Here is a 19,772-nt window from a genome sequence, read left to right on the forward strand (position 1 = left end):
GAGTTGTGAGGGCGTGGCGGGTGTCAGGAATTGTGGAGGTGTGGGTGGGGCGTCACGGGCCGGGGCCCGTCTACGGGGATGTGGCCGCTGTCAGCCCCGCAGGGCCCGCGCGGTTTCCCGCAGCCGTGCGTGCACACCCCGGTATGTCTCGCGTGCCGGCAGCCACTCCTTGCGGAGCTTGGCCACGCACGTGTAGTTCGTGTCGCACACGTTGGCCAACGGCGATTCGACGGTCTGGGTTGCGAATTGGTACGCGTCCGGCTCACTGAACCCGTAGTCGCGCGCCAGCCACTGCACCAGGTCCAGCTGCGATATCCGGAACGCGTCCTCCAGCGGACGGGCCGAGCCGGTCGAGATGATGTGGGTGTCCGACTCCAGCCGGGGCCACGGCGTGGCGATGTCTTTGAGGAGGTCCACGACCACCACGGTGTTCATCGCGCACTCCACGGCTACGCCGCAGGTCTCGCCCTCGCCCTGCCGGGCGTGCCCGTCACCGAGGCTGAGCAGAGCGCCCTCGACGTTGACGCCCAGGTAGCAGGTGACGCCGGCCCGCATCTCGGGTGTGTCCATGTTCCCGCCGTGCGCGTCCGGTACCAGGGCCGAGCGCACCTCGAGATTGGCGGGGGCCACGCCCACCGTGCCGTGCATGGGATCCATGGGCAGCTCCACCTCGATGTCGCTGTCCTGCGCCTTGAAGAGGGCGGTGCGCCGAGCGCGGTCCAGCTGCCAGATCCAGACGCGCTCCGGCAGCGGGGGCTGCAGGGTGGCCGTGGTGTGCGTGGAGGTGAGTGCGCCGAAGAGCGGGACCGTCGTCGACGCCGCCCAGTCGCGGGCCGGTTCGATCGACACGAAGTGCACGGCCACGGTGTCGCCCGGTTCGGCGCCCTCGATGTGGAAGGGGCCGGTCTGCGGATTCAGGAACGGGAACTCGCAGACCTCGGAGACGAGGTCCTTCTCGGAGCGCACCCGGCCGCCGAAGCAGTCCTCCGTGTACAGATCGAGCACCGTGCCGGGCGCGATCCGGGCCACGGGTGGTGCGCCGCCGAACGTCCAGGCGTAGGCGTCCGGTTCCGGGCGCACGGTGAGGATCCGGGGGTCGGTCATCGTCGCGATGGTCCCTTCTGACGGGAGCGGTCGTGGGAAGGGGGCTTGCCGAGGTCGGCGGAGTGGCTCTCCGCACGGCGTCGGCGGGTCAGCGGGGCACGGCCCCGTCCTGCCGGGGACCGGCCGGCTCGGAAGCGTCGAGGTGGACCCGAGCGGTCTCGGCTATGCGCTCGGGGTGCCGCCGCATCAGCAGGAGCAGGACCGCGACACCGGCCGCCATCCAGACGCCGACGATCGGACCGGCGTAGGACACCGGGGCCGTCAGTTCGGTGACGAAGTCGAAGACCGGCAGGCCGGCGGCCGTCAGCAGGGCGGGGATGAAGGCCGCGATGCCGAGGACCGGGAACAGCAGATGCCGTACCGGCTTGACGGCGGCCCGGCCGGCCCGCAGGAAGTACCCGGTGCAGGCGAGGTTCACGACGATGTAGACGCCGACGACGACCGTCACGATCACCGTCGCGAGGAGCAGGAACGCGGTCACGGGGTCGTAGCCGAAACCGAGTCCCAGGACCGCCCCGACCGCCACGAGGGTCTGCAGTGCGATCCCGGCGACGGGGGAGCGGTGGCGCGGGTGGAGTGTGGCGAGCAGGCGGGGCAGGACCCGGATACGGGCCAGGGCGAAGGCCGTACGGGTCGAGACGTTGGCACACGCGTTGGCGTTGGCGATCGTGGAGTTGATCACTGCGAGGAAGACCAGCACCCAGAAGAGGCCGAAGGAGGCCCGGGCGACGCCGTCCCAGGAGGCCGCGCCCGAGGCGCCGAACTTCGCGAAGCGGTCCGGGCCGAAGTAGACGGTCATCGCATACGTCGTGATCACATAGAACAGGCCGATGCCCAGGGCCGCTCCGAGGACCGCGCGATGCATGGTCCGCCGGGGGTCGCGTGTCTCCTCGGCGAGCGGCGCCGCGGCCTCGAATCCCGCGAAGGCCAGCACCGTGTACACCGACCCGGCGAACACACCACTGATCCCGGCGTATCCGTCGGCGGTGTGCGAAGTGCCGAACACCGACAGGGTGTTGGCGTCGCCCGCCTTGCCGATGAGCAGGACCGCGAACACCAGGAAGATCAGGATCTCGAAGACGCCGAGGACGGTGCCGAAGCGGGCCGAGGCGCGCACGCCCAGGTAACCGGCGACCGCGATGATGCCGGCGCCCGCCAGGGACCACGGCCACCACAGGTCCGCCGGATACGAGGACCACTCCTCGTGCAGCGTGCCCGCCGCCGTGAAGCCCAGCTGCAGGAGCAGCAGCGGTGGGACGAGCATCTCCACGAAGACGTAGCCCCAGCCGACGAGGAACCCGACGGTGGGGTGCAGCCCCCGCGCCGCATACGTGGCCACCGAGCCCGCGGCCGGCAGCTCCCGGGCCAGCTCGGCCACGCACGACGCGGTGAACAGACAGGCCACCAGGGCGATCAGCACCGCCAGCGGCAGGCTGCCGCCCGCGAAGGCGGCACCGGCCGGGATCGACGCGGCCACGGCGGCCGCCGGCGCCATCGCCGTGACGCTCTGGAACAGCACCTCGCGCAGCCCGACGGCGTCGCGCCGCAGCGTCCCGGTTCTCTCCTCATGCATGTGTGTCCCCTCGATGCCGTCAGCCCACTGCCACCCGAACGCGTGTGAAATACCGTGAACCGGTCGGCACGCCGACGACGTTGACGACCCGTCGGCCGTGCCTCGCGTGAATCACGGTACGGCGCGGGCGGGTTGGGCAGAAGACCGCAGACCGCATCCGTGGAGAAGCCTCCACTTGTGGAAAACCCGGCCACCCGATCAGGTGAACACCGGCAGCCCCGACACCCCGGTTCCGGGCGGCGCGGGAGCCCCTGACGCCTCGATCCGGGGTGTCAGGAACGTTCCGCCACCACCGCCGGATCGTCCAGCACAGCCCGGACGACCGAGTGCGCCGCGCCCAGCAGGGGACCCTGCGGGCCCAGCCGGGACACCGTGAGCGGGCAGGGCGGGCCCGCCGTGCGGCTCGTCAGCTCCGTCTCCAGGGACGGCAGCAGCCAGGGTGAGAGGCCGGCCAGGGCGCCGCCCAGGATCACTGTCTCGGGGTCGAGGAGGTTCACCGCCCCGGTGAGGGCGATGCCGAGCGCCGTACCGGCGTCCCGCAGGGCTGCGCGTACGTCCTCGTCACCTTGCTCGGCGCGCCCCGCGAGCAGGCCCACCAGGTCCTCGCCCGGCTCCAGACCCGCCGCGCGCAGCACCGCTTCCTCCCCCGCGTACTGCTCCAGGCAGCCCCGGCTGCCGCACGGGCAGGGGGGTCCGTCCGGCCGCACCGGTACGTGACCGAGCTCGCCCGCGAAGCCGCGGGTGCCGCGCAGCAGTCCGCCGTCCACGACGACCGCGGCGCCGATGCCGATCTCGGCCGACACGTGCAGGAAGTCCCGCGGGGTGCCGTCACCGAGCCACAGCTCGGCGAGCGCGCCGAAGTTGGCCTCGTTGTCCACGGTCAGCCGCCAGTCGCCGGGCAGCAGTGCGCCGAGGTCGGTGTCCTGCCAGTCGAGGTTCGGGGCGCGTACGACGGTACGGCCGTCCCGCGCCACGAGTCCGGGCACGGCGACCGCGAGCCCGGCGGGCCACAGCTCCTCCCGCTCCGTCTCCGCGACGACCCGGCGGACCAGCTCGGTCAGTTCCTCGACCACCGGTCCGGGCGCCCGGCCCCGGTTCGCTCCGTGCCGTACCGCCCGCGCCCGGACCACGCCGCGCAGATCGACCGCGCACACCGCGAGGTGATCGACGCCGATCTCCGCCCCGATCCCGGCCGGACCGCGGCCGCTCACCGCGAGCGCGGACCCGGGCCGGCCCACCCGGCCCGGCCGCTCCGGGCCCAGTTCCTCCAGCAGACCCCACCGGATCAGCTCGTCCACCAGCGTCGACACGGCCGCCCGCGTCAGCCCGATGCGCGAGGCGACCGCCGCCCGCGACAGCGACCCTTCCGCGCTGACGGCGTGCAGCACGCGGGCCAGGTTGCGCCGGCGCATGCCCTGCTGGGTGTCCGGCAGGACGCGGCCGGCGCCCGGCGGACGGGCCTCGTGCAGGGGTGCGGTCATGCCTGAAGTCAGTCCTCGGTGTCTGCGGTCCGGCTCATGCGCGCGGCGTGGTCTGCGTGCCCCGCTCCAGCAGCGGGGCCGCGTCGGAGAGTACCCCGGTGATCCGCTCCAGCGTCTCCTGGTCCCGTTCCACGGCGTCCAGCACCGGTCCCGCGGCCGTGTTCCAGCGGCGGGCCACCGCGGCCGGGTCCTCGCCGGTGAGCAGGCCCGCGGCCTGAGCCGCGGCTCCGAGAGCGACCAGTTCCCGGGCCTTGGGGACCTGGACCGGCCGCCCGGACAGCCGCCGTACCGTCTGCTGCCAGGCCGTCCCCCGGGCCCCGCCGCCGATCAGCAGCAGCGGGGTGCTGCGGTCCGCGTCCTCGTCCAGGACCAGGTCGAGCGCGCCCAGCAGCGTATGCACGGCGCCGTCGTACGCGGCCTGCAGCAGCTGCCCCGCGGTCGTGTCGTGGCGCAGGCCGTGCAGCAGCCCGGAGGCGTTCGGCAGGTTCGGGGTGCGCTCGCCGTCCAGATACGGCAGCAGGGTCACGGCGCCGCCGGACTCCACCGCCTCGCGGTCCAGACCCACCAGCGCCGCGACGCGGTCCACGGCGAGCGTGCAGTTCAGGGTGCAGGCCAGCGGCAGCCAGTCCCCGTGCGCGTCGGCGAACCCCGCCACCGTGCCGGTCGGATCGGCCGGGCGGTGCCTGGAGACGGCGTACACCGTGCCGGAGGTGCCGAGGCTGAGCACCGGTGTGCCGGGCCGCAGGCCGAGACCGAGCGCCGCCGCCGCGTTGTCGCCGGTGCCGGGGGCGACCAGCGTGCCCTTGGAGAACGGCAGGTCGTGGCTGTCGCGCACGGTGCCGGCCACCTCTCCCGGCCGCACCACCCGGGGCAGCAGCGCCGGGTCGAGACCGACGTGCGCCAGGGTCTCCGCGTCGTACGTCTCCGTGCCGGACGCCCACCAGCCGGTGCCGGACGCGTCGCCGCGGTCGGTGGTGCCCTGCCCGGTCAGGCGCTCGGTGAGGTAGTCGTGGGGGAGCCGTACCGCCTTGGTCGCACGGACCGACTCCGGCTCGTGCTCGGCCAGCCATGCCCACTTCGTGACCGTGAAGGATGCGCCGGGCACGCTGCCCGTGCGCTCCGCCCAGGCCTTGGGCCCGCCCAGTTCCTCCACCAGCCGGCGGGCCTGCGGTGCCGAGCGGACGTCGTTCCACAGCAGCGCCGGACGCACCGGCTCGCCCCGCTCGTCCAGGGTGACCAGTCCGTGCTGCTGGCCGCCGATCGACACCGCGGCCGCCTCGTGGGCCGCGTCACCGCACTGGCCGAGCGCCTCGCACAGCGCGTCCCACCACTGACGCGGGTCGCTCTCACGGCCCGCGCCGGTGGACACCGTGTGCGGCGCCTGGCCGCTCGCCACCACCCGGCCGGTGGCCGCGTCGACGACCAGTGCCTTCGTGGACTGGGTGGATGTGTCCACGCCGACGACGAGCGGACCCTCGGCTGCTGACATCGGGCTCTCCCTTTCCGCGACGTTCCGCGATTTGCGTGACGTTCCGTGACTCTGCGGGACAAAGACATCTTGTCTCTTCCCAGAGACGTGAGCGCATACTAATTTGTAAACCGCCATGACGAAATAGTCGCAACGCAGCAAGGAGCCGCGGCATGAGCTACCAGCCCACCCCCGAGGACAGGTTCACCTTCGGCCTGTGGACCGTCGGCTGGCAGGGAAGGGACCCGTTCGGCGACGCCACCCGCCGCGCCCTCGACCCGGTCGAGACGGTGCAGCGCCTGGCCGAGCTCGGCGCCCACGGAGTGACCTTCCACGACGACGACCTGATCCCGTTCGGGTCGTCGGAGACCGAGCGCGAGTCGCACATCAAGCGGTTCCGCCAGGCACTGGACGCCACCGGCATGACCGTGCCGATGGCCACCACCAACCTGTTCACCCATCCGGTCTTCAAGGACGGCGCGTTCACCGCCAACGACCGCGACGTGCGCCGCTACGCGCTGCGCAAGACCATCCGCAACATCGACCTTGCCGTCGAACTGGGCGCGAAGACGTACGTCGCCTGGGGCGGCCGCGAGGGAGCGGAGTCCGGCGCCGCCAAGGACGTACGCGCCGCCCTGGACCGCATGAAGGAGGCCTTCGACCTGCTCGGTGAGTACGTCACCACCCAGGGCTACGACCTCCGCTTCGCCATCGAGCCCAAGCCGAACGAGCCGCGCGGCGACATCCTGCTGCCCACCGTCGGCCACGCGCTGGCCTTCATCGAGCGCCTGGAGCGCCCCGAGCTGTACGGCGTCAACCCCGAGGTGGGCCACGAGCAGATGGCCGGCCTGAACTTCCCGCACGGCATCGCCCAGGCCCTGTGGGCGGGCAAGCTGTTCCACATCGACCTCAACGGCCAGTCCGGCATCAAGTACGACCAGGACCTGCGGTTCGGCGCCGGTGACCTGCGGGCGGCGTTCTGGCTGGTCGACCTGCTGGAGACCGCCGGCTACGACGGCCCGCGCCACTTCGACTTCAAGCCGCCGCGGACCGAGGACCTCGACGGCGTGTGGGCCTCGGCGGCCGGCTGCATGCGCAACTACCTCATCCTCAAGGAGCGCGCCGCGGCCTTCCGCGCCGACCCGGAGGTCCAGGAGGCGCTGCGTGCCTCGCGCCTCGACCAGCTGGCCCAGCCGACCGCGGCGGACGGCCTGCAGGCGCTGCTCGCGGACGGTTCGGCCTTCGAGGAGTTCGACGTCGAGGCCGCGGCCGCGCGTGGCATGGCGTTCGAGCGTCTCGACCAGCTCGCCATGGACCACCTGCTGGGCGCGCGGGGCTGAACGCACGGAGGGCCGGGAGCGCGGCACGCGCGATCCCGGCCCTCCGTCAGTCCACTTTCCGGACTGTCCGGTTCAGGAACGTCACAGTCCCTCGGGCAGCCGGACGTACACGACGGTCGTCTTGATCCCGCTGTCGACCAGCCGGCCCTGTGCGTCGAACGCGCCCGCGCCGTCGGTCATCCCGAAGTCGTTGTCGTTGATCAAGGCGAGCGTGTCGTGATCCACGCGCGCGATGCCCTCGATCTTGTGCTGCACGCCGTCGACCTTGTTCAGGTCGACCACGAGCCGCTTGGCCAGCACCGGCACGCCGGCGGTCGCGGGATCGTCCAGCTGCTCCAGGGAGGGCGAGGTCGTGTCGTCGTCCCAGGGGCCGCCCAGGATGCTCGACCTGCGCCCCAGCTGGACCAGTTGCAGCCGGGCCGCCTTGTCCGTGTGCTCCTCGACCAGCAGCCGGTCGCCGCCCACGGCCACCACCGAGGAGATCTTCAGTTCGGACGTGTCGTCCTCGCTCGGGTCGACCACGTTCACCGGGTCGAACCGGTAGGCGTACTCGGCGGTGACGGCCTTCTCGCGCGGCGAGAAACGCAGCAGCCGGGTGGTGAGGGAGGCATCCCCGGCGTCCGCGTCCGGCAGCGACAGCGGGCTCTGCAGGGCCATCACCAGGTCGCCGTCGGGAAGCTGCGCCAGCCCCTCGAAACCCCGGTTGATCTTGCGGTGCAGGAAGATCGACGGCAGCGCCTCGACCACCGGGTAGTCCGCGCCCGTCAGGCCGAGCCCCTTGGGCACGTACCGGGTGAGCACCTTCCCGTGCGCCGAGACGTGGACCAGCGAGGGGCCGTACTCGTCGACGAGCCAGAACGTACCGTCGGCGGCGCGCACGATGCCCTCGGTGTCGAGGCCGTTCGGGTCGTACGAGAGCGGCGTCTTCGCGTCGTAGGTGTACGGCGCCTCGTCGCGGCTCTGCTGGTCGGGCAGTCCGGTGACGGCCTTCCCGGAGGAGGTGGTGAGGGGGATCGCGTCGATGACCTGGACCGTGTCTCCGCAGACCCGGATCTTCACGATGGCGGGGTCGAATCCCGGCACGGGGAAGGTGCGGCGCTTCTTGCCGTCCACCTTGATCTGTCCGTTGGGGCCGCGGTCGGTCACCGTCCAGTACTCGCCCTTGCGGCCCGCCGGGTAGATGTCACTGCCGATGCCGCCGAGCTTCACCCCGTGGTCGTCGTCGACGCTGCCGGGGAGCAGTGCGTTGCTGAACGTGCCGAGCGGGATCTCGCCGAGCGTCGCCGTGCGGATGACGCGGGCGTCCCGGTACGGCGCCGCCGTGGCCGTTCCCGCGGCCACGAGGGCGGCCGCCAGGGCCAGGGGCAGGCCCGTGGCGACGGAACGGTGGACGCGGCGCCGGCCTGCGTCGTGCGGGGACATCGGGCCTCCTGAAAGGACAAGTTCGTTGACAGCGGCCAGATTTGGGCCCCATCAGGAACGCCGTACGACCACGGCGTGAACAGCCGGCATCGGCCGTTCATCGGATCGCGGTGGTTTCGGATATGACCAGCCGTCAGAAACCGTTGCTCCCCTCGGAGTCGGTGCCGAGCCGTGCCGTCGCGAGTGCCGTCGCCGGATCACGATCCGGTCCGCCCGCAGGAATCCACCGGCCGGCTTCGTCGCGATACGGCCACCAGTGGCCGTCGCGGCCGAGGCGCAGCTGAACCCCTTCGCTTGGAACCGTCCACCGATTGCCGCTTGTGTGGAACGGCGGCCGCTCATCCTCCTCCCAGGCCGCTTCGAGCGCCGCACGCGCGCGTGCGAGCGACACGCCTTCCACCTGCCACTTCTCGTCGAGCACCGTCAGCGCCGCCACACCCCCGGCGCGCCAGGCGCGGACGGCCGTGGCCAGCTCCTCGCGGCCACGGCCCGACCGCAGCGCGAGCCGCTCGGTGACGGCGCCGGAGGGCGCTCCGCACGCGAGTCGCACCGCGTCCTGGACGGGCGTCAGAGCAGTGCTGTCCCAAGGATCCGAGTGGAGGGCCTCCGTAAGGAGCCGGTACGCCTCCACCGCGGTGCGGCCCGCGAGGTGCTCCAGCGCCAACGGGTCGATACCGGGCGCCGGTGCCGTCCCGGCGGCGAGGGACGGCGGCGTGCCCGGCGTCAGCGGAAGACCCGGCAGCTCGGGCAGTGGAGGCAGGATGTCCCCGGCCGCCCACGCCTCCGCCGCGTCCACGCCGCCGACGGCGGACGTGGAGGGTCCCGAGCGGGGCGCCGTACGGCGCACATGCAGGTCCGTCAGGAACGCCTGCTTCGCGCGTCCGCGCAGCAGCAGAAGCAGAAACGGATCCTCGTCCAGCAGGCGCGCCACCTGGTGACACAGCGCGGCGGTGTGCCCGCAGTGGTCCCATGTCCCGCAGTCGCACTCGGGCTCCAGATCGCCCAGGCCCGGCAGAAGCTCGATCCCGCCGGACGCGGCGTCCTCGATCAGGTGCGGCGGCAGCTCGCCGTCGAGGAGCGCGGCCATGTGCCCGGCCTGCTCCACGGCCAGGTCCAGGAACCGCCCCCACTCCTCCTCCGACAGCTCCGGCACCAGGACGTCGGCCCGGTGGGCCGCGCCTCCGCGGTCGCGTACGACGGCGGTGACCCGGCCCGGCCGCACGGTCACCGCGCCCGCTGCGCCCGCCCGGGCGAGCCTGCGGCCCGCCTTGACCGCCGACGTGTCCAGGGCGGCGTCCTCCAGGGCCCGCAGCCATGCGCGGCCCCACCAGCTCTGGGCGAACTCACACGCGCGTGCGGGCGGCAGCGCGGCGAACGTGCGCCCCGCCTCGTCCTCTTGCCCCTGCTCGTCGTCGTAGCGACTCATCGTGCCTCCCCGCGCAGTTCCACCAGGGCGGCCAGTTCCGCGTCACCGGGTTCCTCCGAGGATGCCCCGGCCTTCAGGACTTTGTTGGCGGATTCGGTGTTCAGGCGGCCAGTTCCAGTCCGAGGCGGGCGAATCGGCTGATACGGGTGGTGCCGATGGGGGTGTCGGTCCACCAGCCGTCGAGGCGGTGAAGGTTGAGTCCGGCGGCGGTCAGGACGTGACCGAGGTGGGTCTTGTGCAGCCCGCGGTAGGGCGTAGTGCGTGTCCGCGTCACCCGGACGGCCTGGGAGATGGTGCCTTCGACTCCGGCGCGGGTGCCGTAGGCGGCCCTCCACTCATCGGTCTGCTGTTCACGTCGGCGCTGGTCAAGAGCTTGCTGCTGGGGTTGGGTGAGCAGGGTCAGGCTGCGGCCGTACTTGGGGTTGGTGGCGCTGGTGCACTTGGCGCGGACCGGGCAGGCGTCGCAGTCGGTCTTGGCGAAGTGGACCCGGATGATCTCGGTGCCGGTGGGTTTGCGTTGTGCGGACCAGCTGATGCTGCGCTGGCCGCGGGGGCAGGTGACCGCTCGGGCCGGCCAGTCGATGGTGAAGGCGTCCTGCCCGAGGCCGTCGCCGGCCCTGCCCTGGGCGGTGGTGTCGGCGAAGACCGGCCCCATCAGCTCGATGTCCTGCCCGGTGGCAGCCACCAGCAGGGCGGCGGAGGTGTAGCCGGAGTCGACCAGATGGATCCCCGGCAGCAGGCCGCGTGCGGCCAGAGCGTGGTGGACGGGCTCGGTGATCTCCGCGTCGGGGACGGTGGCGTCGGTGGTGACCACGTTCGTGATCAGGTGCGGGGCGTCCGGCTCGCAGGTCTCGGTGAAGTGGACCTTGTAGCCGTCCCAGCCCGCGCCGCGCTTGACGCTGTAGCGGGTGTCGGTGTCGTAGGGGCTGGACAGCCTCAGCCTGCCCGGCGGGAGGTCCTTGCCCTCCCGCCAGCGCACCCCCTTCTCGTCGCGGTGGTACTGCTGGACCCATGCGGTGCGCAGTACCTGTACTGCCTCAACATCGCGCAGCCAGACCGGTGCATCGGGCGCGTAGAGGGCCTCAAGCAGCGCGAATCCGTCCTCTCCCACGGCCAGCGCCCACCGCTGCCGGGCGTCGGCGCCCTTGGGGAAGCGGAAGGAGTCGATGCGCTTGCCGTAGCGTTCGAACCACTGGGGCGCGGCGACCTGCCGCAGCCAGCCGGGCGCCGCGACGGCCAGCGCCTCCAGCGCAGCGCGCAGAGTCTCGCCGACGAACTCCATCCTGTTCAGCGTCCGCACCTGGGCCAGCACGTGCGTGGAGTCGGTGCGCTGGCGGCCGCCCGCCCGCACCAGCCCCAGCTCGCCCACCCGTTCCAGCAGCCGGTCAAGGACCAGCTCCTCCAGACCGTGCGTGATCAGCCGGTCCCGGAACTCGCTGAGCACGGAGAAGTCGAACCCTGGATCGTCCAGCTCCAGGCCGAGCGCGTACTTGATGTCGATCCGCCCGCGCACCGCATCCGCGGCCTGCCGGTCCGTCAGCCCCTCCGCGAACTGCAGCACGCTGACCATCGCCAACTGCCCCGGCGACCAGGCCGGGCCACCCCGGCGCGGGAACGCCGAAGCGAACTGCTCGTCCTCGAACAGCGGACCGAGCTCGTCCCGGATCCGCATGGCCAGGCATCCCTTGCGGAACGCTGCCCGCGCCACCCGCGCGGTGGCCTCCGGAACGGGTGGGGCGGACACAGGGTGCAGCGACATCGCAGCCCTCCCTTGCCTCCCCGCGAGAGGGACCGAACCCCCACCAGACTGCCCGACCAAACATGATCCCCAAGGGCAGTCACCGAATCCGCCAACAAAGTCCTTCAGGCCGGGGAGGAATCGGACTCCTGCGGAGCAGGGCAGGGATAGCCGGATCGCCGTCAGGGCGATCCGGTGTCCACCCCGCACGGCGGTGATGCCGCCCACCATGATCAAGAACTCTCAACTGTCAGTGCCCTCGGGTAGGTTCGGATGCATGACGACAGAAGCGACCACGAAGGACACCGGGCATGCCCGGTACACCTTCCGTGTGCGCCTGTCGGCTGCCGCGCGGCGCGCACTCAAAGCGGAGTGGGCGCGCTGCCGGTGGATCTGGAATGAGTGCGTCGCGAAGTCCCAGCAGGTCCACGCGCAGAGCCGGGCGACGGGCGAGAAGGTGACCTGTGGTCCGGGGCAGTTGGACAAGATGCTGACCGAGGCACGCGGGGCGACGCCATGGCTGGCTGAGGGCGCGTCGGTGCCTCAGCAGCAGGTGATACGCGACTTCGCCACGTCCCGTGCCAAGGCGCTGAAGGACATCGGGGACCGGTTGCCGCAGCAGCGCCGGGCCCAGATGCCCAGGTGGAAGAAGAAGCGGGAGGCGCGGCCGAGCCTGAACTACACCCGGCGCGGTTTCCGCCTCAGGGACGGCCGTCTGCACCTCGCGGGCCAGATCGTGCTGACGGTGGTGTGGTCGCGGGACCTGCCGGCCGACCCGTCCAGTGTGCGGGTGTACCAGGACAGCCTCGGCCACTGGTATGCGTCCTTCGTCGTCCCGGCTCAGGTTGAGCCGCTCTGTGAGAGCGGCCGCGTCCTGGGCGTGGACTGGGGGGTGAAGCAGACCGCCACCACCACCGACGACGCCTACGATCTCCCGCATGCCGAGCACGGCAGGCGGGCCGCGCAGCGGCTGGCGAGGTACCAGCGGATGATGGCCCGGCGGCGGCGTCCGAAGGGACGGCCCGCATCCGCGGGCTACCGCAAGGCGCAGGCCCAGGCGGTGAAGCTGCACAAGAAGGTGGCGCGGCGGCGGGAGGACACCGGCCGCACGTGGGCCAAGTCCGTGATGCGCGGCCACGACGGGGTTGCGGTGGAGGACTTCAGGCCGAGGTTCCTGGCGAAGACCACCATGGCCCGCAAGGCGGCCGATGCCGCCATCGCCGCGACGAAGCGTGCCCTGTGCGAGATGGGCCGCAAGCACGGGCGGGACGTCCGTCTCGTGCACCCGGCGCACACCACGAGGGACTGTGCCAAGTGCGGAGCGAGAACCAAGCACGCACTGCCTCTGTCGATGAGAACGTATGCCTGCACCGTGTGTGGAGCGGTGTCCCCCAGGGACAAGAACTCCGCCCGCGTGATGCTGGTCCGGGCAGGTTGGAACCCGGACGGTGCCGAGGGCGTAAGACCACCGGGGCCGCCGGCTCCGGCGGCGGCCTGAGCCGTAAATCCCCGCTCAGCCCTGGAGGGCGACGCATCCCCTCCCTCCAGGGAGGGGAGCCTTCAAGCGCGCGTGTGAGCAACGGCAGGGCGCGCTGCACGGGCAGCAGGAGCGCGGGCGTACGGACCGGTTCGACGCCCCCGTCCGCCGTGGGCAGCATGATGTCCAGTTCCGCCGGGGAGCTGTCGGCGCCGCCGGGACCGGCTAGGGCGGGAGGGGCCTCGCCGTCCGGTTGCCAGAAGGCGATCCGGCCGGTGCGCGCCGGATCGGAGGGCAGGAACACCGCGCAGCAGTGGGCCAGTTCGGAGAGCTCGGAGGGTGGTGCCGTGGGAATGGTCTGCACAGCTCTGCCGCACTCCTCAAATTTGACTACCTGGGGTTGAAGTCGCCGAGGGTACAGCACGCCCAAGGAAGCCCCGGCATACTGGCGTCGTGATCCCGGGCATTTCACAATCTGTTCGAGTGGTGGCCAACGGTCGTGGCACTCGCGGGCACGGCATGCCGGGGGACTCTCGCTCCCAGGAGCACGATGGGACGTGGAGTGCTGGCACGGCCCCGTTCGACGCGGATGAGGCCGCGCGTCGATCCGCACGGGCGGCGAGCCTCGTCCACTAGGGGGTGGGGCTCAGGGATGTCTCAGGGGCGAGCTCTGGAACCGCGGGGAGCGGGGGCCCGTTCTCAGAGCAGAGAGCGGCAGTGGCCGCGAAGGAGGCGACGCTCATGTCCAACAATGCGAAGATCGCCGTCGGGGGTGTGGCGGTCGGGCTGATCCTGCTGATCTGGCTGCCCTGGTGGGTGGCGTTCCTGATCGTGGTCGGGGTTCCGGTCGCGGCGTATCTGGCGCTGGACCCCTCACAGCGGCGCAGGCTCCGCCGGGTCACGCGCAAAGAACTCGGCCGCTGACCGGACCGCCGGCGCCGCGGATGGATCCGGCCACTGAGACGTGAGAGCCGCGCGCTTCCCGGCGGCGGACACCGCCGGGAAGCGCGCGGAGGCGACTGCGGGGTCCGCAAGGGCCTCAGGGGCGCGCCTGGGCCTTGGGGGTGGCATCAGGCCCCCTCGCGGCAGGGCTGGGTGCTTGCCCTGAGGTCTCGCACTCGCACCGCGCGGGGTCACCAAGGCTCAGAACCGGCGGTAGGGCCGTCGCAGAGCGTGCCGGGCTGGGCGGCGGTTCCGGCCGCGCCGAGTCCTCGCGTGGGCGCTGCGGTCGTAGTTCCGGCCTCGGGTTCCCGGGTGGGCGGTGCGGTCGTAGTTCGGCCACGGTTCCTGGACAGGCGGTTCGGTCGTCGTCTGGCCTTGGGTGGCGGCGGGCCTGCGGTCGTCCGGCCACGATGGCGAGATTGCCGCCGCTTGCCCCGGCGACCGTACACGCGACCGGCAACAGGGGGCAGGGCGGTGGGGCCCGGCGTCAGGCGGTGGGCCGGAGAGGCGTCCCGCGTCGCATGCCGGCCCCGCCCCCTGCCTCAGATGGGCCGTACGGCCATCTTGTCGAGTGCCTCCAGCAGGCCCGGTAGCTCGGGGCCACGGCCCACCGGAAGGACCTCCCCGGGCTCCTCGTCGAGCAGGACGAAGGCGATGTCGTCGGTGCGGGCCACGATCGACCAGCCGGGGCCGTCGGCGCGCAACGTACGGGCGTCACCGGGGGCGAACGACGAGCGGACCCGGCCGAGCGGCGGCGGCGACTCGACGTAGGCGCGTGCCTCCGCGAGCACCCGCCTGATCCCCTGGTGGCGCGGCACGCCCTGCCCGCCCTCCGGCGACGACTCCTCGGCTGTCTCTGGCTCGCTCGGCTGCTCCTCTGCGTCCGGCTTCACCTGCCCGGCCGGCGCGGAGAATTCCTCGTCCTTGAGCTGCTCCCGCCATGTCGCCCACTGCAGGGCTATCTCGTCGGCGCCCAGGCGGCGCTGGGCGGGTCCCCAGGAGCTGGTGTCCGGCGGGCTGAGCGCGGGCCGGTCCGCCACCTCGGGATCGGGGTCGTGCGGGGCGGGGACACCGGGAGCCGCGACGGCGACGGCCAGCGGCCAGCCCGGAAGGGCGGCCACGACCGCGCGCTCGTCCGGGGACAGCTCGTACTCCATGCCGCAGTCCCAGGACGCGATCGCCACGGCGACCAGCGAGACGTCGTCGATCACGACCGTCCAGCGCGCACCGTCGCCGTCCTGGCCCAGCACCAGCCCGTACCCGTCGGCGAGCGGCGCGAGTCCCAGCGCCGCACACGCCTCCGGGTAGTCGTCGCCCAGCACGCTCGGAAACTGCGCCGGCGTCAGCAGCAGCGCCGTCAGTACGTACAGCGCATCGTCCGCGGCGGCGACGGCCTCATCGGCGGTCCCGGCCATCCCTGCCTCCCAGTGGTTCGTCCATCGGCGCGCACCCTAGTGCGAGCGGAAGCCGCTTGTCACGACTCCTCACACCACGCGGAGCTGCAGGTTTCCGCCTGGACGGGGGCGAAACGACCACGGCGGACCGAGAGCTTCCGCTCAGCCCGTGGGCAGTCCGAGGAGATCACGGGCCACCGCCGCGGGCGACTCCTCGCGCTCCCGGGCCAATGCGACGACGGCCCGGCAGGCGAGTTCGCTCACCCCGAAGGACAGCGCCTCCGGCGACACCCAGGCCGCCGCCTCCTCGATCCGGTCCTGGTCGTCCTCCGCGCGCGCCACGACATAAGTGGCCGCAGCTTCGAACAAGTTGTGCGCACGCCTTTCCCGAGTGCTCACCGGCTCCGCGTGCGTGGAGGCGCGGAGTCTGGCGGCATACTTGCGTATCTGGCCGAACACGCGGACCACCCTCCCCCCGAACGGGGTCGTCGTCGATCGTTCATCTGCTGTCTTTCAACGTAGAGTTGTCCTTTCCGCGGCAGAAGGGGGACGACGTCGTGAAGCGTTTCGAGCGGCTCGGGCAGATCCGGCGGCTGGACCCCGTGGCGGACGCCCTGGAGATCTACCGGCTCAGCGTGGCGTTCGAGTTCCCCTGGGACTACACCCGCGCCCTGGAGCTGGCCCTGTACCGCACGTACGCCGTGCCCAGCATCGGGCGGCTGCTCGCGCGGACGGCGGAGCTGACCGAGCGCACCCAGAAGCGGTACGACGACACCGCGCTGCTCCTCGACACCGTCGTCGAGCACGGTTTCGCCTCCGAGGAGGGCCGTACCGCGATCCGCCGCATCAACCAGATGCACCGCAGCTACGACATCAGCGACGACGACATGCGGTATGTGCTGAGCACGTTCGTCGTGATGCCGAGGCGCTGGATCGACGCCTACGGCTGGCGGCGGCTGTCGCGGCACGAGATCGTCGCCACCGCCGAGTACTACCGCACCCTCGGCCGGCACCTGGGAATTCCCGGTATCCCCGAGACGTACGAGGAGTTCGAGGCGCTCCTCGACGCGTACGAGGAGGAACACTTCGGCTGGGACGAGCAGTCCCGGCGGGTCTCGGACGCCACACTCGACCTGATGGCGTCCTGGTACCCGCGTCCTCTGGCGCCGTTGCTGCGCACCGCGACGCTCGCTCTGCTCGACGAACCGCTGCTGCGCGCCTTCCGTTACACCCCGCCCGGCGCGGCCACCTCGGCTCTCGTGCGTCGGGCCGTACGCACGCGTGGCCGGCTCGTCCGGCTGCTGCCGCCGCGCCGTGCCCCGCACTTCGCACGGCAGAACTGGGAGATCAAGGGCTATCCGGACGGCTACCGGGTGGCGGACCTGGGCACTCGCCCGGTGCCCGGGCTGCGCGGCTGCCCGGTGCGGCGCCGGGACGGCTCAGCGCCCGATGCCGTCGAGTGAGGCGAGGGTGTCGCGCAGCCAGGCCAGCTCGGCCCGGCTCGTGGCACGCGCGATGGTGAGGACACCGCGCCGGAACGGGTCGTCCAGCTCTTCGGCGCGCAGCGGCCGGTCGCCGTCGTAGAAGAAGCTCGCCGGCTCCTCCAGAAAGGCCAGCCGGCGTCGCAGCACCGCCGCCTGGGCGGCGGGATCCTCCAGGTGCCGCAGGAACGCGAGCAGCGTGAACCACTGGTTCTCGTCGGTGATCTCGCGCTGCGCGGGCTCGGCGAGCCGGCGCCTGAGCTCACGCCTGCCCTCCTCGGTCAGCCTCAGTACGTGGCGCGGTGCGGCCACGGCGCCCGGCTCGGTGGCCCGGACCAGCAGACCTGCTTTCTCCAGCCGCTTGATCGCCGGGTACAGCGTGCTCTCGGCGATGGGCCGCACATGGCCGGTGAGGGCCGCGATGTGCCGGCGCAGGACGTAACCGTGCAGCGGGGCGTCGTAGAGGAAACCGAGGATGGCGAGTTCGAGCACGGTCGCATTCTCGCCCGGGGCGCTGTACCTCGCCACCCGATACTTCCTTGCAGCTATACATCGATGGCGATGTATAGTTTCAGCGTCGGTGGATGCCAGGGAGGGCAACGTGAAGCAGGCCGTGTTCGACAGTGAGGGCAGCCGGATCCGCTGGACCGAGGCACCGGGGGCGGAACCCGCGCGGGTGTATCTGCACGGGCTCGGGTCGATGTCCGCCGTCTACCACGCGCACATCGCCGCCCGTGCCGAACTCGCGGGCCGGCGCAGTCTGTTCGTGGATCTGCCGGGACACGGCCTCAGCGACCGGCCCGGGACGTTCGGCTACACGCTGGAGGAGCACGCCGACGCGGTGGCGGTCGCGCTCGACCAAGCCGGTGTCCGCGGCGCTGAATTGATCGCGCACAGTATGGGCGGTGCCGTGGCCATCGTGCTGGCCCACCGGCGGCCCGACCTGGCCTCCCGGCTGATCCTCACAGAGGCCAACCTCGACGCCTTCCCGCCGCTCACGGCCGCCAGCAGCGGAATCGCCGCCCATGAAGAGGACGACTTCGTCGACGAGCAGCACGCGCGCGTGATGCAGACCGTCGGTCCGCTGTGGGCGGCCACCATGCGGCTGGCCGACCCGCGCGCCCTGCACCGCAGCGCCGTCGGCCTCCGCCGGGGCTCGGAGCCGGTGATGCGTACGATCCTGGAAAAGCTGCCCGTCGAGCGGGTCTATCTCCAGGGTGAGCTGAGCGGCGAACTGGAGGGCCGGGAGAGCCTGGAAGCCGCGGGAGTGCGCGTGGTGACGGTGCCGGGCGCCGGGCACAACGTCATGTTCGACAACCCCGACGCCTTCGCGGCGGCCCTTGCCGGAACGGACTGACCCGTCCGGCTCTCGGCGATGCGACGCTCAGTCCTCGCGCCGGCGCACCGCGAGCGCGAGGAAACGGGCGTCCTCGTCGACGTACGACGTCATGTTCCATCCAGAGCGGTGCAGCAGCGGACCGAGGTTGGTCTCGGCGCGTAGGTCGTCGGGTGTGATCTGCCGGCCCTGACGTGCCGCCAGAGCCGCACGGCCGATGGGATGGAACAGCGCGAGCATGCCGCCGGGCCGCACCACTCGGACCAGCTCCCGCAAGTTCTGCTCCGGATGCGGCAGATGGGCGATCAGGCCGGCCGCGAACACGGCGTCCAGCGAGCCGGAGCGCAGCGGCAGCGCGGCGACGTCCGCCCGCAGCAGGCGCGCGTACCGGTCGCGGCCCGCCCGCACCGCGGCCTCGAGCATCGCGGACGTCAGATCGGCGCCCAGCACCACCCCGGACGCGCCCACGGCGGCCCGCAGCGGCGGCAGGGCACGCCCCGTGCCGCAGCCCGCGTCGAGCACGCGGTCGCCGGGCCGCAGTCCGAGATCGGCTACCGCCGCGGCGTAGGCGGGACCGTCGTCCGGGAACCGGCTGTCCCAGTCGGCCGCGCGGGCGGTGAAGAACTCCTGCACGTGTGTGTGGTCGTCGCTCATGTTCCGCATGATTCCTCACCGTCGTGGGGGATACATAGGCGCACATGTTCGGGCCGGACCCGATCGTTCCGTCGCATCTGCCTGTCATATTCCAACACGTTTCGAAATGCGCCCTCTTTGTGCGACCGTGCCCCCCTAGCGTCCCTTGGCCATGGGACACCTGGACCACGCCGCCTTCGGCTGGCTGACCCCCGTACTGTCGTACGCCATGGCCTGCATAGGCGCCGCGCTCGGACTGCGCTGCACCGTTCGCGCGCTCGGCACCACCGGCCGCTCGCGCCGCAATTGGCTCATCACCGCGGCCTCCGCGATCGGGACGGGCATCTGGACCATGCACTTCGTGGCCATGCTCGGCTTCCGCGTCAGCGGCACCGACATCCGCTACAACGTGCCGCTGACCATCCTCAGCCTCCTCGTCGCCATGGTCGTCGTCTGTGCCGGCGTCTTCGCCGTCGGCTACAGCCGCGACCGCACCCGGGCGCTCCTCATCGGCGGCCTCACCACCGGGCTGGGCGTCGCGAGCATGCACTACCTGGGCATGGCGGCGGTCCGGCTGCACGGCGGCGTCAAGTACGACCCCGTCCTCGTCGGAGTGTCGGTGCTGATCGCCGTCGTGGCGGCGACCGCGGCCCTGTGGGCCGGGCTCAACATCAAGTCGCCCCTCGCGGTCACCGTCGCCTCCCTCGTCATGGGAGCGGCCGTCAGCAGCATGCACTACACCGGGATATTCGCGGTGAAGGTGCATGTGAACCCCTCCGGCGAGGCCCTGCCCGGGGCCACGGCGATGCAGTTCATCTTCCCCCTCGCCGTCGGCCTCGGGTCCTACCTGTTCATCACCTCGGCCTTCGTCGCCCTCTCGCCCACGGCCGACGAGCGAAAGGCGTCCGCCTCCGCCCAGCGGCCCGTCGAGAGCATCGCCCGCTAGCGGGAGCCCGG

Annotated in this window: 17 protein-coding genes; 6 read left to right on the plus strand and 11 right to left on the minus strand. The window is 71.9% G+C overall.

All coding sequences use genetic code 11. The features are described 5' to 3' along the window. Positions 1-90: 90 nt before the first annotated feature. The 4 genes from ACIBJF_RS36930 to xylB all read right to left on the minus strand — a co-directional run bounded on the left by ACIBJF_RS36930 (position 91) and on the right by xylB (position 5,647). Complete coding sequence (locus ACIBJF_RS36930) at positions 91-1,104, minus strand: acetamidase/formamidase family protein (RefSeq protein WP_399180525.1); 1,014 nt, start codon at positions 1,102-1,104, stop codon at positions 91-93. An 88-nt stretch (positions 1,105-1,192) separates the two neighbouring features. Beyond that, a complete protein-coding gene (locus ACIBJF_RS36935; protein WP_399180527.1) occupies positions 1,193-2,677 on the minus strand; it encodes an APC family permease in 1,485 nt (494 codons plus the stop codon). 272 nt (positions 2,678-2,949) lie between these two features. Then, entirely contained in the window at positions 2,950-4,158 is a 1,209-nt protein-coding gene (locus ACIBJF_RS36940) for an ROK family protein (RefSeq protein WP_399180529.1), read from the minus strand. Positions 4,159-4,192: 34 nt separating this feature from the next. Continuing rightward, complete coding sequence (gene xylB / locus ACIBJF_RS36945) at positions 4,193-5,647, minus strand: xylulokinase (protein WP_399180531.1); 1,455 nt, start codon at positions 5,645-5,647, stop codon at positions 4,193-4,195. 152 nt (positions 5,648-5,799) lie between these two features. On the opposite strand from xylB, the gene xylA reads away from it, so the two are divergent. Beyond that, complete coding sequence (gene xylA / locus ACIBJF_RS36950) at positions 5,800-6,966, plus strand: xylose isomerase (RefSeq protein ID WP_356305697.1); 1,167 nt, start codon at positions 5,800-5,802, stop codon at positions 6,964-6,966. An 81-nt stretch (positions 6,967-7,047) separates the two neighbouring features. Here the strand turns inward: xylA and ACIBJF_RS36955 are convergent, their stop codons facing one another. The 3 genes from ACIBJF_RS36955 to ACIBJF_RS36965 form a co-directional block, all read right to left on the minus strand. Next, positions 7,048-8,388: an esterase-like activity of phytase family protein gene (locus ACIBJF_RS36955; RefSeq protein WP_399180534.1), complete on the minus strand. Its 1,341-nt coding sequence runs from the start codon at positions 8,386-8,388 to the stop codon at positions 7,048-7,050. Positions 8,389-8,521: 133 nt separating this feature from the next. Continuing rightward, positions 8,522-9,814 carry an SWF or SNF family helicase gene (locus ACIBJF_RS36960; protein ID WP_399180536.1) on the minus strand — a complete coding sequence of 431 codons (1,293 nt, stop codon included), beginning with the start codon at positions 9,812-9,814 and terminating at the stop codon, positions 8,522-8,524. Between the two features lie 100 nt (positions 9,815-9,914). Continuing rightward, on the minus strand, positions 9,915-11,573 hold the full coding sequence (locus ACIBJF_RS36965; RefSeq protein ID WP_399180538.1) for an IS1182 family transposase: 1,659 nt from the start codon (positions 11,571-11,573) through the stop codon (positions 9,915-9,917). A 256-nt stretch (positions 11,574-11,829) separates the two neighbouring features. Between ACIBJF_RS36965 and ACIBJF_RS36970 the strand changes: the two genes are divergently transcribed. Both ACIBJF_RS36970 and ACIBJF_RS36975 read left to right on the plus strand, forming a co-directional pair. Next, a complete protein-coding gene (locus tag ACIBJF_RS36970; protein WP_399180540.1) occupies positions 11,830-13,050 on the plus strand; it encodes an RNA-guided endonuclease InsQ/TnpB family protein in 1,221 nt (406 codons plus the stop codon). Between the two features lie 720 nt (positions 13,051-13,770). Then, a complete protein-coding gene (locus ACIBJF_RS36975; RefSeq protein WP_031226809.1) occupies positions 13,771-13,953 on the plus strand; it encodes a hypothetical protein in 183 nt (60 codons plus the stop codon). Positions 13,954-14,513: 560 nt separating this feature from the next. Here the strand turns inward: ACIBJF_RS36975 and ACIBJF_RS36980 are convergent. Together ACIBJF_RS36980 and ACIBJF_RS36985 are read right to left on the minus strand one after the other, a co-directional pair. Then, positions 14,514-15,386: a hypothetical protein gene (locus ACIBJF_RS36980; protein ID WP_399180542.1), complete on the minus strand. Its 873-nt coding sequence runs from the start codon at positions 15,384-15,386 to the stop codon at positions 14,514-14,516. A 141-nt stretch (positions 15,387-15,527) separates the two neighbouring features. Next, positions 15,528-15,824, minus strand: a complete 297-nt coding sequence (locus ACIBJF_RS36985; protein ID WP_399180544.1) for a hypothetical protein — start codon at positions 15,822-15,824, stop codon at positions 15,528-15,530. Between the two features lie 98 nt (positions 15,825-15,922). On the opposite strand from ACIBJF_RS36985, the gene ACIBJF_RS36990 reads away from it, so the two are divergent. Continuing rightward, positions 15,923-16,828 (plus strand): oxygenase MpaB family protein, encoded by a 906-nt coding sequence (locus tag ACIBJF_RS36990; protein ID WP_399180546.1) that lies wholly within the window; start codon positions 15,923-15,925, stop codon positions 16,826-16,828. Here the strand turns inward: ACIBJF_RS36990 and ACIBJF_RS36995 are convergent. Then, a complete protein-coding gene (locus ACIBJF_RS36995) occupies positions 16,805-17,338 on the minus strand; it encodes a PadR family transcriptional regulator (RefSeq protein WP_399180577.1) in 534 nt (177 codons plus the stop codon). The two genes, ACIBJF_RS36990 and ACIBJF_RS36995, sit on opposite strands and share 24 nt — an antisense overlap. Positions 17,339-17,447: 109 nt before the next feature. Here ACIBJF_RS36995 and ACIBJF_RS37000 point away from each other — a divergent pair, with 109 nt between their 5' ends. Further along, on the plus strand, positions 17,448-18,203 hold the full coding sequence (locus ACIBJF_RS37000) for an alpha/beta fold hydrolase (RefSeq protein ID WP_399180548.1): 756 nt from the start codon (positions 17,448-17,450) through the stop codon (positions 18,201-18,203). 27 nt (positions 18,204-18,230) lie between these two features. On the opposite strand, the gene ACIBJF_RS37005 is transcribed toward ACIBJF_RS37000, so the two are convergent. Continuing rightward, positions 18,231-18,836, minus strand: coding sequence for a class I SAM-dependent methyltransferase (locus tag ACIBJF_RS37005; protein ID WP_399180550.1), 606 nt, complete (start codon positions 18,834-18,836; stop codon positions 18,231-18,233). Between the two features lie 151 nt (positions 18,837-18,987). Between ACIBJF_RS37005 and ACIBJF_RS37010 the strand changes: the two genes are divergently transcribed. Then, positions 18,988-19,761, plus strand: a complete 774-nt coding sequence (locus ACIBJF_RS37010) for an MHYT domain-containing protein (protein ID WP_399180552.1) — start codon at positions 18,988-18,990, stop codon at positions 19,759-19,761. Positions 19,762-19,772 lie beyond the last annotated feature (11 nt).

The organism is Streptomyces sp. NPDC050743 (genome assembly GCF_044456925.1).
Taxonomy (GTDB): Bacteria; Actinomycetota; Actinomycetes; order Streptomycetales; family Streptomycetaceae; genus Streptomyces.

Bases quoted from the DNA above. Each gene is read 5' to 3' on its own strand.
- xylA (WP_356305697.1), top strand. From the start codon at position 5,800: ATGAGCTACCAGCCCACCCCCGAGGACAGGTTCACCTTCGGCCTGTGG.
- ACIBJF_RS36930 (WP_399180525.1), bottom strand. From the start codon at position 1,104: ATGACCGACCCCCGGATCCTCACCGTGCGCCCGGAACCGGACGCCTAC.
- ACIBJF_RS36980 (WP_399180542.1), bottom strand. From the start codon at position 15,386: ATGGCCGGGACCGCCGATGAGGCCGTCGCCGCCGCGGACGATGCGCTG.
- ACIBJF_RS36940 (WP_399180529.1), bottom strand. From the start codon at position 4,158: ATGACCGCACCCCTGCACGAGGCCCGTCCGCCGGGCGCCGGCCGCGTC.
- ACIBJF_RS36960 (WP_399180536.1), bottom strand. From the start codon at position 9,814: ATGAGTCGCTACGACGACGAGCAGGGGCAAGAGGACGAGGCGGGGCGC.
- ACIBJF_RS36955 (WP_399180534.1), bottom strand. From the start codon at position 8,388: ATGTCCCCGCACGACGCAGGCCGGCGCCGCGTCCACCGTTCCGTCGCC.
- ACIBJF_RS36935 (WP_399180527.1), bottom strand. From the start codon at position 2,677: ATGCATGAGGAGAGAACCGGGACGCTGCGGCGCGACGCCGTCGGGCTG.
- xylB (WP_399180531.1), bottom strand. From the start codon at position 5,647: ATGTCAGCAGCCGAGGGTCCGCTCGTCGTCGGCGTGGACACATCCACC.
- ACIBJF_RS36965 (WP_399180538.1), bottom strand. From the start codon at position 11,573: ATGTCGCTGCACCCTGTGTCCGCCCCACCCGTTCCGGAGGCCACCGCG.
- ACIBJF_RS37010 (WP_399180552.1), top strand. From the start codon at position 18,988: ATGGGACACCTGGACCACGCCGCCTTCGGCTGGCTGACCCCCGTACTG.
- ACIBJF_RS36970 (WP_399180540.1), top strand. From the start codon at position 11,830: ATGACGACAGAAGCGACCACGAAGGACACCGGGCATGCCCGGTACACC.
- ACIBJF_RS37005 (WP_399180550.1), bottom strand. From the start codon at position 18,836: ATGAGCGACGACCACACACACGTGCAGGAGTTCTTCACCGCCCGCGCG.
- ACIBJF_RS36975 (WP_031226809.1), top strand. From the start codon at position 13,771: ATGTCCAACAATGCGAAGATCGCCGTCGGGGGTGTGGCGGTCGGGCTG.